The sequence below is a fragment of the Pseudomonas sp. NPDC089554 genome, assembly GCF_050280645.1.
Lineage (GTDB): Bacteria > Pseudomonadota > Gammaproteobacteria > Pseudomonadales > Pseudomonadaceae > Aquipseudomonas.
This window is the reverse complement of record NZ_JBNNVR010000069.1, coordinates 1-13,314: the sequence shown is the minus strand read 5'-3', so window position 1 is coordinate 13,314 and position 13,314 is coordinate 1. Positions and strand designations below refer to the sequence as shown.

Below are 13,314 nucleotides of genomic sequence, written 5' to 3'. Positions count from 1 at the left end.
CCTCCTAGTGATAGCCATCGTCATGGGTGACCTTGCCGCGGAACACGTAGTAGCTCCAGAACGTGTACCCGAGGATGAATGGCAGGATGAACAGCGTCCCCACCAGCATGAAACCCTGGCTCTGCGGTGGCGCCGCAGCGTCCCAGATGGAAATCGACGGCGGGATGATGTTCGGCCACAGGCTGATACCCAAACCGCTGTAGCCGAGGAAGATCAGCACCAGGGTCAGCAGGAACGGCGTGTAGTTGGCATTGCGCGCCACCGCTCGCAGCAGCCCGTAGAAGGTCACCAGCACCAGGATCGGCACCGGCATGAACCACACCAGGTTCGGCATGCTGAACCAACGGTCGGCGATCTGCGGGTAGGCCAGCGGGGTCCACAGGCTGACGATGCCGATCACCGCCAGCAGCACCAGCGCCAGGGGCCGGGCGATGTCGTGCATCTGCTTCTGCAACGGCCCTTCGGTCTTCATGATCAGCCAGGTGCAGCCGAGCAAGGTATAGGCGACGATCAGCCCCAGCCCGGAGAACAGCGCGAACGGCGTCAGCCAGTCCAGCGAGCCACCAGCGAACTTGCGGTCGACCACCTTGAAGCCTTCGATGAAGGTGCCCAGCGCCACGCCCTGGAAGAAGGTCGCCACCAACGAGCCCCAGATGAACGCCTTGTCCCAGAGGTGGCGCTTGTCGGCCTTGGCCTTGAAGCGAAACTCGAAGGCCACGCCGCGGAAGATCAGCCCGATCAGCATCAGCATCAGCGGCAGGTACAGCGCTTCGAGCACCACCGCGTAGGCCAGCGGGAAGGCGCCGAACAACCCTGCGCCACCCAGTACCAGCCAGGTTTCGTTGCCGTCCCACACTGGGGCGACGGTATTCATCATCACATCGCGGTCACGCTCGCCCTTGACGAAGGGGAAGAGCATGCCGATGCCTAGGTCGAAGCCGTCCATCACCACGTACATCATCACCCCGAAGATGATGATCACGGCCCAGATCAGCGGAAGGTCGATACCCATGGTTCAGTTCCCCTTGGCCGAGTGGGTGGTGTCGTGTTCGGTCTCGTCGTCGGCGGCCGACAGCGGCCGCGCTGGCGTACGTTTCTGCCCAGGCCCGCCCGGGTTGACCTCCTCGCCCTCGCCGGTCTTCGGCCCCTTGCGCACCAGGCGCAGCATGTAGCCGATACCGGCACCGAACAGCGCGAAATACACCACTACGAACATCACCAGGGTCAGCCCCAGCTGCGTATAGCTGTGGTTGGACACCCCTTCGGAGGTGCGCATCAGCCCGTACACGATCCATGGCTGGCGCCCGATCTCGGTGGTGAACCAGCCGGCGAGAATCGCGATCAGCCCCGACGGCCCCATCCACAGGGTCAGGTACAGGAATGGCCGCGAGCTGTACAAGGTGTCGCGCTTACGCAGCCACAAGCTCCACAGGCCGACCAGGATCATCAGCATGCCCAGCCCGACCATGATGCGGAACGACCAGAACACGATGGTCGAGTTGGGCCGGTCCTCGGGCGGAAACTCCTTCAGTGCCGGCACTTGCTGGTCGAGGCTGTGGGTCAGGATCAGGCTGCCCAGCGCCGGGATCTCCAGCTTGTAGCGGGTGGTCTCGGCCTGCATGTCGGGCCAGCCGAAGAGGATCAACGGCGTCGGCTCACCGGGAATGTTCTCCCAGTGGCCCTCGATGGCGGCGATCTTCGCCGGTTGGTGCTTGAGGGTGTTCAGCCCATGGAAGTCGCCGATCACCGCCTGAATCGGCGCGACGATCAGCGCCATCCACATGGCCATCGACAGCATCTTGCGCACCGCCGGGTTGTCACGCCCACGCAGCAGGTGCCAGGCCGCCGAGGCGCCGACGAAGAAGGCGGTGGCAACGAAGGCCGCAGTGGCCATGTGGGCCAGGCGATAGGGGAACGATGGGTTGAAGACCACCGCCAGCCAGTCCACCGGGATCACCCGGCCATCGACGATCTCGTAGCCCTGGGGGGTTTGCATCCAGCTGTTGGAGGAGAGGATCCAGAAGGTCGAGACCAGCGTGCCGATCGCCACCATCACCGTCGAGAAGAAGTGCAGGCCCCGGCCGACGCGGTTCCAGCCGAACAGCATCACGCCCAAAAAGCCCGCCTCGAGGAAGAACGCGGTCAACACTTCATAAGTGAGCAACGGGCCGGTGACGGCGCCGGCGAAATCGGAAAAGCGGCTCCAGTTGGTGCCGAACTGGTAGGCCATGACCAGGCCGGAGACCACGCCCATGCCGAAGTTGACGGCGAAGATCTTCGACCAGAAGTGGTAGAGGTCGCGGTAGACGTTGTGGCCGGTCTTCAGCCAGAGGCCTTCGAGCACCGCCAGGTAGCTGGCCAGGCCAATGGTGATGGCCGGGAAGATGATGTGGAAAGAGATGGTAAAGGCAAACTGGATTCGGGCGAGCTCCAGGGCTTCCAAACCGAACATGATGCTTCCTCTTCAGGTGATCCGGCGTTCAGGCTTGTGGCCTTGGCGCCCACTGCCCCCACAGTGATCGAGTGCGGCGTGCTGGAATTGTTCTGTTCGATCGCAGGGAATTCGGCTCATAGGCCAATCGTTGCATCTGGAACGATTGACCCAGATCAACGCATGCTGGGAAGCATAGTCCTGAATAAACGGGCAGGTTATGTGGTTGATTGCCACGCGTGACCGGTTGCCTCACCCCCTTACCGGCGCATGAAAAAAATGCCCAGGTCGGCAAGCAGCAACTCTTTGTTACAAACAGGTGATACTCTGCAACCCCTCGTTTCATGCTGAGGCTCCAGGTTTTCCGATGTCCGAGTCCGCCCCGCAGCTGTTGCGCCATCACCGCCCCTTTCTCGCCTTCTGGCTGGCTCGGGTCTTCACCGCCAGCGGTTTCCAGATGCTCACCGTGGCCATCGGCTGGCACCTCTACCAGCTCACCGGCAATGTCCTGGACCTGGGCCTGGTCGGCCTGGTGGAGTTCGCCCCGCGGGTGCTGTTCATGCTGCACACCGGCCACGTCGCAGACCGCTACGACCGGCGCCGCGTCGCCGCCCTGTGCCAAAGCCTGCAAGGCCTGATCGCGCTGGTGTTGGCGTTGGGCAGCGCCACCGACAACGTCAGCCGCGAGTTGATCTTCCTCCTGGCCTTCCTGCTCGGCGCCACCCGCTCGTTCGAGATGCCCGCCACCCAGGCGCTGCTGCCCAACGTGGTGCCGCCGGGGCTGTTCCCGCGTGCAGTGGCCGCATCTGCCTCGGCGACCCAGGCCGCGACCATCGTCGCCCCGGCCGTCGGCGGCTTGCTGTACGCCTTCGGCAGCATCTGGGTGTACGGCCCCACGGTGTTGCTGTACGCCGCCGCCTGCACCCTGATGCTCACCCTCAATGCCCGGCCACAGGCGCCGCAAACGGGCCGCGCCAGCCTGGAGTCGCTGCTGGCCGGCATCCGCTTCATTCGCAGCCGCCCGGACATCCTCGGCGCCATCTCCCTGGACCTGTTCGCCGTGCTGCTCGGCGGTGCCACCGCGCTGCTGCCGGTGTTCGCCAAGGACATCCTGCTCACCGGTGCCTGGGGGCTTGGCCTGCTGCGCTCGGCCCCAGCGGTGGGCGCGTTGCTGATGTCGCTGTGGCTGGCGCGCTTCCCGGTGGAGCGCAAGGTCGGGCGCACCATGTTCACGGCGGTCGGGATATTCGGCGTGGCGACCATCGCCTTCGGCCTCTCGACCTCGTTCTGGTTCTCGCTGGCGGTGCTGGTGGTGCTGGGCGCGGCGGACATGATCAGCATGGTCATCCGCGGCGCCTTCGTGCAGTTGGAGACGCCGGATGAAATGCGTGGCCGGGTGAGCGCGGTGAACGGGCTGTTCATCGGTGCCTCGAACCAGCTCGGCGAGTTCGAATCGGGGGTGACCGCGCACTGGTTTGGGACGGTGCCGGCGGTGGTGATGGGCGGTGTGGGGACGCTGGTGGTGACCGGGGTGTGGATCAAGCTGTTTCCTACACTAGCGGGCAGGGATCACCTGCACAGCCAATAACGCTCCGTAGTTGACACCCGCCCCACACACGCTCATACAAACGGCTCAACGCTATCCGCCAAATGCTCGACCGCACTGGCGGGCACGCCCGAACCGGATAGCCCATTGTCGCCACGCGCCAGGCTTCATGCCGATGCATGAGACCTGAAATGTTACTTATCTTCTTCTCTTTTGGTAGGATCAGAAGGACCACACAAGCACACCTGAAAGCATGTAACTTTAAAAGTTAAACTCAGGTACAAAAGCAAAAATTAAAACATCAAGATAAATAGGCGAAAACAAAGCGCCTTAAACGAAAGCGAGACCTGGAATTGCAAAGCTCACCAACATCGAAAACTTTACTCTCAAAGAAAAACCTATTGCTATTTATACTGCTGATGTTGGCATTTTCAGTTTCTCGCCTGTATGCCCTGAGTGCTGACATCCCCATCTGGAGCATCAGTCACTACAGCCCTATCGATGAGTTTTATTACACCCCCGCAGCGTTTGACGTGGTCGAGGGCATTCACTCCCCCAGCGGTACCCTGCTCAGCCCACCGTACTCGGCCTACAATATGGTCGAGCAGTTCATCACTGCAGGATCGCTGCTACTGTTTGGCGACAACTATTTCGGCCTGAGGTTGCCCTCCGTGCTTGCCGGAATGATCGTTCTAGCCTGCTTCTACACCCTCATACTTAAACGTTTTGGCCTATTGAGTGCCGTGTTGTTCTGCACCGTGCTGATCTCGGAGCTCAGCTTCACACTAGCTACCCGGATTGCCGAGCCCACGATCTTCCGAATGGCAGCAGCGGCGGTGATACTGCTGGTATTCGCCCACAAGAACTATACCGCTCGAAGCCATATTTTCATGCTTGGCATCGCTATTTCCATAGCTTGGCTGTTCATTTATCCAACCAACGCATTCCTCGGTCTGTTCGCGCTGATTGTTCTACTGGCAGGCAACCTCGACAAACCGATTTCCAGCACCGCCACCTATGCCATCGGCGCACTGGTCGGAGCCTGTATCTACTTGCTTTGCTTTTACGCGCTGGGCCACTCGATAAGTGATTTCCTTACGACAAAAAGCATCCTCTCCGGACGTATTGCAGACGAGCGTTCAAACGTCTTTGTGCAAATGGTCTTGAAGATACTGGCCATCAGAAATGCCAGTTTCTTCAGTTCACACGTTTACTTCCTGATTGCCTCGATAATTTCTCTGGCAGTGCTGACTTTGCTGGCATTTTTTAACAACAGACGTGTAACGCACATCGACAAGGTCGTTCTGGTGTTCGTGCTGTGCTTCCTCCTGCAATGCGCATTTATCAATGACTACCCTGAACGCAAGCTGGTATTCATTCTGCCTGTCTGCCTCTACCTTTGCCTGTTCCTGGCGCACCTGCTTCTGGACCGGCTGCCCCGGATATACAGCACGCCCCTGCTGGTCGGGACCGCACTCACGACGGCGACCCTGTTCGCCATTCCTACCTTCAAGAACGTGTATGCAGCGCCCCAGTACAGCTACCAGAACGCCATGAAGGACCTTACCTTCCTCAATGGGCAGCGCGTCATTGGCGGCTGGAGTTACGGTTTCCGCCTGTATAACGACTACAAACCGTACCTCAACCAGTACGCCCTCGTTTACACGCAATCAGAGTATTACTACCGCCAGCTCACCGACGCCGGCCGCAGAAACGAAGCCCTGTACACGTTCGAGTATGGGGATGAGAAAGCCGAACATGCCATGAACGCTGCCGGTTTCTATAAAGAGCGCGTGATATTCAGGACCAATGACCCGGTTTATCCCGACATGTACCTGTATAAATTCAATGCTCTCTCGACCCCTGAGCCCGAGCCGCACGCAGAACAGGACGCACGATGACCCTCCCACAAGCGTCAAACATGGGAGCTAGCAAGAAGCGCCTCTGGCGAATTTTGGCCTCCCCAGGTGAGAAGTTATTGCCGCCGTCGGCATAACGCCGAAATCCTTCAAATTCACTTTCCCCTCTAGTGCACAGCGTGCATTTGCGAAGTACGAAATCGGAGGTCTCCTGCCGGGCCTGGGTACAGGCCCGCAGGAGCGAGCCGCAGTGCATCTGCACCTGTCAATCAGCCTACAGATGCAAAACCTACATGATGCCCGGCGTACCTCAAGGGCGTTCATCCGAGGTTGGTACCTCAACGTTACTCCCTGCTCATCATACTGGTATGATGCGCGGCTTTTTTCGGCCCGATCTGTGCTTTGCTGATGGGACCGACAACTCATAGCGCCAACGAGCGCCCCAGGGAGCAGGCATGCTGGAAAGGCTGTTTCAACTAAAAGCACACAACACCAACGTGCGCACCGAGATTCTCGCGGGCGTCACCACCTTCCTGGCCATGGCCTACATCCTGTTCGTCAACCCGAGCATCCTCGGCGAGACCGGCATGGACAAGGGCGCGATCTTCGTCGCCACCTGCCTGGCCGCCGCCATCGGCTCGGCAACCATGGGCCTGATCGCCAACTACCCGATCGCCCTGGCGCCGGGCATGGGCCTGAACGCCTTCTTCACCTACACCGTGGTGCTGCACATGGGCCATACCTGGCAGGTGGCGCTGGGTGCGGTGTTCCTGTCGGCTGTACTGTTCTTCCTGCTGTCGATCTTCCGTATCCGCGAATGGATCGTGAACAGTATCCCGCTGCCGCTGCGCTCGGCCATCGCCGCAGGCATCGGCCTGTTCCTGGCGCTGATCGCCCTGAACAATGCCGGTATCGTGGTAGACAACCCGGCCACGCTTGTGGGCCTGGGCGACCTCAAGCAACCGGCGCCGATACTCGCCGCCCTGGGCTTTTTCCTGATCGTTGGCCTTGAAGCGCTGAAGGTTCGCGGCGCGGTGCTGATCGGCATCCTGCTGGTGACCCTGGCCTCGATCCTGCTGGGCGTTACCCCCTTCGGCGGCATCGTCTCCATGCCGCCGTCACTGGCCCCGACCTTCCTGCAACTGGACATCGCCGGTGCCCTGGACGTGGGCCTGGTGAGCGTGATCTTCGCCTTCCTGTTCGTCGACCTGTTCGACAACTCCGGTACCCTGATCGCCGTGGCCAAGCGTGCCGGGCTGATGCGCAAGGACGGCCACATGCCGAAGATGGGCCGCGCGCTGATCGCCGACAGTACCGCCGCCATGGCCGGCTCGCTGCTGGGCACCTCGACCACCACCAGCTACATCGAGTCGGCTGCCGGCGTGAGCGCCGGCGGGCGCACCGGCCTGACCGCCATCGTGGTGGCCGCATTGTTCCTGCTGGCACTGTTCTTCGCGCCGCTGGCCGGTAGCGTGCCGGCCTTCGCCACCGCGCCTGCACTGCTGTTCGTCGCCGTGCTGATGGCCTCGGGCCTGGCGGAAATAAACTGGGACGACGTCACCGAGGCCGCGCCGGTGATGGTGACGGCCCTGGCCATGCCGCTGACCTATTCGATCGCCAACGGCATCGCCTTCGGCTTCATCGCCTGGACCGTCGTGAAGCTGATCTCGGGCCGGCGCCACGAGCTGAACTCGGCGCTGGTCATCCTCTCCATCCTGTTCGTCATCAAGTTGGGCTGGCTAAACGCATGAGTGCTGTCTTCGACCCCTCCACCTACACCGCCCAGCTCGACGCCAAGGCCGCGCAGCTGCGCGAACTGCTGGCGCCTTTCGGGGCGCCGGAACCTGCCGTGTTCGACTCGCCGCGCGAGCACTACCGCCTGCGGGCGGAGTTCCGCCTGTGGCGCGAGGACGGCCAGCGCCACTACGCGATGTTCGCCCCGGGCGAGAAGCACAAGGCGATCCTGATCGACGACTTCCCCATCGCCAGCCAGCGCATCAACGCCCTGATGCCGCGCATGAAAGCCGCTTGGCAAGCCAGCGAGGCGTTGGGCAACCGCCTGTTCCAGGTGGAGTTCCTCACCACCCTGGCGGGCGATGCGATGGTCACCCTGTGCTACCACCGCCCCCTCGACGAAGCCTGGGAAGCCACTGCGCAGCAGTTGGCCGCCGACCTCGACGTCAGCGTGATCGGCCGCTCCAAGGGCAAGCGTTTGGTGGTCGGTCGCGACTATGCGGTGGAACAGCTCGACATCGCCGGGCGCACCTTCAGCTACCGTCAACCGGAAGGCGCGTTCACCCAGCCCAATGGCACGGTGAACCAGAAGATGCTGGGCTGGGCGGTCGAGGCCATGGGCGAGCGCAGCGACGACCTGCTGGAGCTGTACTGCGGCAACGGCAACTTCACCCTGCCGCTGGCCACCCGTGCACGCCAGGTGCTGGCCACGGAAATCAGCAAGACCTCGGTGAACGCCGCGCTGCACAACCTGGATGAAAATGGCATCGACAACGTGCGCCTGGTGCGCCTGTCCGCCGAAGAGCTAACCCAGGCGCTGAACGAGGTGCGCCCGTTCCGTCGCCTGGAAGGCATCGACCTGAAAAGCTACGACTTCGGCACTGTGTTCGTCGACCCTCCACGCGCCGGCATGGACCCGGACACCTGCGAACTCACCCGACGCTTCGAGCGCATCCTGTACATCTCGTGCAACCCGCAAACCCTGGCGCAGAACATCGCCCAGCTGCACGACACCCACCGCATCGAGCGCTGCGCGCTGTTCGACCAGTTCCCCTACACCCACCACATGGAAAGCGGTGTACTACTGGTACGCCGCTGACCCACCCCTGGCGGGGCCGCAATGGCCCCGCTATCAACGACATCCCACATTCTCCGTCGAACAATCCTACCTGTAACCCATGGAGCGGTTGCCTAGCCTTTGCCCCTCACTAGCCTGGCGAAGGAGCCAAACCATGAAACTACTGCCTGCAATCGCAGCCGCCCTCACCCTCAGCGCTGTTACCGGCATGGCTCAGGCGGCCGCTGACGCCTTGATCTCCATTCCCGACGCCAGCCAGTCGAAATGGCAAAAAGTCGACGGTACCAACGGTGCGGTCAGCTATGCCAACGTCGAAGGCGACCTGTTCGGCAAAGGCCCCTAGGCATCGGCCGAGGACTGCTCGCACCGCACACTGAACGTACTTCTGTGCCCAGCGCCACCTGCCGCCCGGGATTTCTGCCAGTAGGTGGTGAAGGTGAATTCGCTGGGCAACTCGCTGCCATCGAACAGCTGACGGTACTCGGTGTTGGGCGACAGTAGCTCGACACCGAAGTCTCGTGCATTGACGGCAACACGGAAGGCACCATTAGTGACGAAGTAATCTACATCACTGACTTTCAAGTTAAACGCTAATTGCCACTGCCCACCGGGTAGCGGATAAAGCCTGACGTAATTGATAAAGCTGGATGCCCCACTGATGCTGACCTCTACCAAGTTGTCGTCGACACGTGTCGTCAAGCGTTGACCTTTATATTCCGCTCGATCGAGCGCCCCCATGAAGTCTTGAAGTTCCGCATCCGACAACCCAAACCAATTACGCAGGGACGCCGGCTGAAGCAGCCACTCGGGCGTCGTGCCTGGAAAATAATTGATAAACTTATCTTTTGCATTTTCCTTATTGATTTCATCGGTCAGCAACGTGCGCAATGCCGGCGGGATCGAGTAATGAACGCAGGCCAGGAAAACGTCATCAAGGTGCGTGGCGAACGCCGACGCCGCGAGCAGGTGTTCGAACTGTGGGTCCTTGAGCGCGAATACCTGACGCACACGGTCGTGGTGGTGGTGATAGGGGACTCCTGGGCTCCCCACCTGGGTCGAGAGCGCGTCGAGGAGTTGCTCGTCACTGGGCGCCGGACTGCCGTCTTCCGACATCACCACACGAGCGCGACCGAGCAGTATTTCATTGGACAGGCTCAGGGCAGTTACCGGGGTGTCCAGGTTTTTCTGGTCGAGGATCAGTTGCTTCAGGTCCGGTCGGCGCTGGTCGATATGCCAGGGGCTTTGCTCGGGATACAGCATGCGTGCCTGGCGGTAAAGCTCGCTGAGATAGGCCGCAGGCGAGAACTGCGAGGCCACGTCACCTGGCGCGGTGTACTGCGTATCGCGAGCCTCGATCGGTGAGTCGGCGCCAGAAGGCATAGCCAACACCTGACCCTCTGTCATGGGCGCCGGCTCAGCCACTGCCTCCAAAACACCGGGAAGCAGCGGCGAAGCACGTATGCTGCTGTGCTTGCTGGCAAGCAATGCCTGGTCGCAGGCCTGACGCACCACCCCATGCAGGCGCGCGGCCTCAATGCAATCAACGGCGTCACCCAGTTTTTCCTGCATTTCCTCCATGGAGAATTCGCCGGTCTGCGCCAATGTAGCGCAGCCCATTTTTTCGACGATGTCGAGCACTTCATCAGTAGGGTTTCGAGCCATTTTTCACACCTTATTATGCGGAGGGTATAAGTAACTTTTTGTTAATAACTCGACAGAGTCGATTGATTAACAACCCCAACCATAAGGCGAAAAATCCAATTATTAAGCTCACACCTCTACCAGACGGGAAACATTTCCTCCTCACCTTTTCAACGCGCTAAAACGAACCCACGCCCACTACTTTATTCTCCATAAAATATGTTTTTCAAATTACCACTGATATACGCATGCCTTTAACAGGCTGGCAAACTTGGGCGAAACAGGCAGACGGGCGCCCCCACAGGTCGAGATCGGTGCAGGCGAAAATAAGCAGTACAGCGCATCCTCTGCTGGTTATGTGTAAGCAGTTGTGACGAGATTAAGCTACGCTGTTATCTCCTCGCCCCCACAACCGGAGCTCCTACATGGACTGGCGAAAAGGCCGACGCAGCGACAATGTGGTCGACGCCCGTGGTGGGGGTGGAGGCGGCGGCATGCGTTTCGGTGGCGGCAAAGGCCTAGGCCTCGGCGCCATCCTGCTGATCGTCGGTATCGGCTGGCTCACCGGCCAGGACCCGCTGCAGATCCTCGGCCAGCTCACGGGGCAGATGCAGCAACAACAGCAGGCGCCCAGCGGCCAGGCGCCAGCGGTCAACGACGAACAGGCGGCGTTCGTCGCCTCGATCCTCGGTGACACCGAGGACACCTGGAACGCTCTCTTCGCCCAGGCCGGTCGCCAGTATCGCGAGCCCAAGCTGGTGCTGTTCAGCGGCCAGGTCAGTTCCGCCTGCGGCTTCGCCTCCTCGGCCGTGGGCCCCTTCTATTGCCCCGGCGACCAACGGGTGTACCTGGACATGTCGTTCTTCCGCGAGATGGAAACCCGCTTCGCTGCCGCTGGCGACTTTGCCCAGGCCTATGTAATTGCCCATGAGATCGGCCACCACGTGCAAACCCTGCTCGGTGTTTCGGCCAAAGTCGACGCTGCCCGGCGCAGTGGCCAACGCCTGGAAGGCGACAACGGCCTGCTGGTACGCCAGGAACTGCAAGCCGACTGCCTGGCCGGCGTCTGGGCCTACCAGGCGCAGAAGCGCCTGAACTGGCTGGAGCCGGGCGACGTCGAGGAAGCCCTGAACGCCGCCAATGCCATCGGCGACGACCGCCTGCAACAAAAAGCCCAGGGCCGCGTGGTACCGGACTCCTTCACCCACGGCACCTCGGCTCAGCGGGTGCGCTGGTTCAAGACCGGCTTTGCCAACGGCGACGTGAATCGTTGCGACACCTTTGCCGCGAGCAGCCTCTAGTTCGAAATGAGACCCACCAGTCATTAACCTCGCAACTCGTCAGAAAACCACCTCAAAACGTTTCAGCTTCGGCAATGGCTGCCGATAACACGGTGCATTTGTCTGCGGGACCCACAAGAACAACGCCCAGCGATGTGAGATCAAGCGAGCGAAGTCATTTTTCTGGAGAGCGTGCATGAACAGCTGGTTCGCCAACATCAGCGTCAACCTCAAACTCGGGCTGGGTTTCGGCCTGGTACTGCTACTGACCGGCCTGCTGGCCCTGACCGGCTGGAACAGCCTGGGCAGCCTTATCAACCGCAGCAACTGGATGAGCGACATCACCCAGCTCAACCTCGAACTGACCAACCTGCGGGTGGCGCGCCTGCAATACATGCTGGCCAACGGTGACGACACCGCAGCGGCCAATACCCTGTCCAAGCTCGAGGCCTTCAGCACCCAGCAAAAACACCTGCTGGCCACCTTCAAGAGCCCGGAAAACGTCAAGCTGCTGAACGAACTGAGCGCGATCATCGACCAGTACCGGGTGTCGCTGGACAAGATGCGCCAGGGCTACAGGACCAGCCTGGCCACGCGCGAGGCAATGAACACCACCGCACAGAAAGCCAGCGAGGCGATCGATGCCATTTCGGCCGACGTACTTGCTCGTGGCGATGCCGACAGCCGCCTGGCGCAGTACTTGGTCATCAGCAAGGTCAAGCAGCAACTGACCCAAGTGCGCGTAGACGTACGCGGCTACATTGCAGAGCAGAACGCCACCGCCGAACAGGCCGCCATGCGCCAGTTCGACGCGGCCCTGGCCGAGGTCGAGACACTCAAGCGCCAGTTGCCCGATGACGCCGCACGCCTGCAGCAGCTCGACACCGCGCTGCTGAGCTACCGCAGTGCCCTGGGCCAGTTCCGCGACGCTACCGGCGCCGTCGCCGTGGCCCGTCAGGAAATGACCGTACAAGGCAACACCATCGTCAAGATCAGCGACGACCTCTACAAGATCCAGCTCGAGCGCCGCGATGCGGAAAGCGCCGAGGCCCGCAGCCTGCAACTCTTCGCCACCGCCCTGGCGTTGCTGTTCGGCGTACTGGCAGCCTTCCTCATCACCCGCCAGATCACCCGCCCACTGCGCGAAACCCTCGACGTGGTGGAAAAGATCGCCAGCGGCGACCTCACCCAGAACCTGCGCGTCACCCGCCGCGACGAACTGGGCGTGCTGCAACAAGGCATCGCACGTATGGGCACCACCCTGCGCGACCTGATCAGCGGCATTCGCGACGGCGTCACGCAGATCGCCAGCGCGGCCGAGGAGCTCTCGGCAGTCACCCAGCAGACCAGCTCCGGTGCCAACAGCCAGAAGGCCGAAACCGACCAGGTCGCGACCGCCATGCATGAAATGGCCGCCACCGTGCAGGAAGTGGCGCGCAATGCCGAGCACGCTTCCCACGCGGCCAACACCGCCGACGGCCAAGCCCGCGAAGGCGACCGTGTAGTGGGCGAAGCGATCGGCCAGATCGAACGCCTGGCTGCCGAAGTGCAGCGCTCCACCGAAGCGATGAACCTGTTGCAACAGGAAAGCCAGAAGATCGGCAGCGTCATGGACGTGATCAAGTCGGTGGCCGAGCAGACCAACCTGCTGGCCCTGAACGCCGCCATCGAGGCCGCTCGGGCCGGTGAAGCCGGGCCGGCGAAATCGCCACCGCGCTGCTGGGCGGGCACATCCAGGTGGGCTC

The 13,314-nt window shown here is 61.4% G+C and carries 10 protein-coding genes; 7 read left to right on the top strand and 3 right to left on the bottom strand.

The window, feature by feature from the left end:
- Window positions 1-4: 4 nt before the first annotated feature.
- Together cydB and ACQKPE_RS18870 are read right to left on the bottom strand one after the other, a co-directional pair.
- Window positions 5-1,012 (bottom strand): cytochrome d ubiquinol oxidase subunit II, encoded by a 1,008-nt coding sequence (cydB, locus tag ACQKPE_RS18875; RefSeq protein ID WP_427668144.1) that lies wholly within the window; start codon window positions 1,010-1,012, stop codon window positions 5-7.
- A 3-nt stretch (window positions 1,013-1,015) separates the two neighbouring features.
- On the bottom strand, window positions 1,016-2,452 hold the full coding sequence (locus tag ACQKPE_RS18870) for a cytochrome ubiquinol oxidase subunit I (protein WP_427668143.1): 1,437 nt from the start codon (window positions 2,450-2,452) through the stop codon (window positions 1,016-1,018).
- 346 nt (window positions 2,453-2,798) lie between these two features.
- Between ACQKPE_RS18870 and ACQKPE_RS18865 the strand changes: the two genes are divergently transcribed.
- The 5 genes from ACQKPE_RS18865 (at window position 2,799) to ACQKPE_RS18845 (ending at window position 8,991) form a co-directional block, all read left to right on the top strand.
- The gene (locus ACQKPE_RS18865; RefSeq protein WP_427668142.1) at window positions 2,799-4,019 is read left to right on the top strand and encodes an MFS transporter; all 1,221 of its coding nucleotides are present in this window, start codon (window positions 2,799-2,801) and stop codon (window positions 4,017-4,019) included.
- 311 nt (window positions 4,020-4,330) lie between these two features.
- The gene (locus ACQKPE_RS18860; protein ID WP_427668141.1) at window positions 4,331-5,878 is read left to right on the top strand and encodes a glycosyltransferase family 39 protein; all 1,548 of its coding nucleotides are present in this window, start codon (window positions 4,331-4,333) and stop codon (window positions 5,876-5,878) included.
- A 413-nt stretch (window positions 5,879-6,291) separates the two neighbouring features.
- Window positions 6,292-7,587, top strand: coding sequence for an NCS2 family permease (locus ACQKPE_RS18855; RefSeq protein ID WP_427668140.1), 1,296 nt, complete (start codon window positions 6,292-6,294; stop codon window positions 7,585-7,587).
- Complete coding sequence (gene trmA / locus ACQKPE_RS18850) at window positions 7,584-8,669, top strand: tRNA (uridine(54)-C5)-methyltransferase TrmA (RefSeq protein ID WP_427668139.1); 1,086 nt, start codon at window positions 7,584-7,586, stop codon at window positions 8,667-8,669. Before ACQKPE_RS18855 ends, trmA begins: the two co-directional genes overlap by 4 nt.
- Window positions 8,670-8,802: 133 nt before the next feature.
- Window positions 8,803-8,991, top strand: coding sequence for a hypothetical protein (locus ACQKPE_RS18845; RefSeq protein ID WP_427668138.1), 189 nt, complete (start codon window positions 8,803-8,805; stop codon window positions 8,989-8,991).
- Here ACQKPE_RS18845 and ACQKPE_RS18840 read toward each other — a convergent pair.
- Complete coding sequence (locus tag ACQKPE_RS18840; protein ID WP_427668137.1) at window positions 8,988-10,310, bottom strand: Tc toxin subunit A; 1,323 nt, start codon at window positions 10,308-10,310, stop codon at window positions 8,988-8,990. The genes ACQKPE_RS18845 and ACQKPE_RS18840 overlap by 4 nt on opposite strands.
- A gap of 404 nt (window positions 10,311-10,714) precedes the next feature.
- Between ACQKPE_RS18840 and ypfJ the strand changes: the two genes are divergently transcribed.
- Window positions 10,715-11,590 carry a KPN_02809 family neutral zinc metallopeptidase gene (ypfJ, locus tag ACQKPE_RS18835; protein WP_427668136.1) on the top strand — a complete coding sequence of 292 codons (876 nt, stop codon included), beginning with the start codon at window positions 10,715-10,717 and terminating at the stop codon, window positions 11,588-11,590.
- A gap of 175 nt (window positions 11,591-11,765) precedes the next feature.
- On the top strand, window positions 11,766-13,314 hold a 1,549-nt coding region (locus ACQKPE_RS18830; protein WP_427668135.1), incomplete at its 3' end, for a methyl-accepting chemotaxis protein.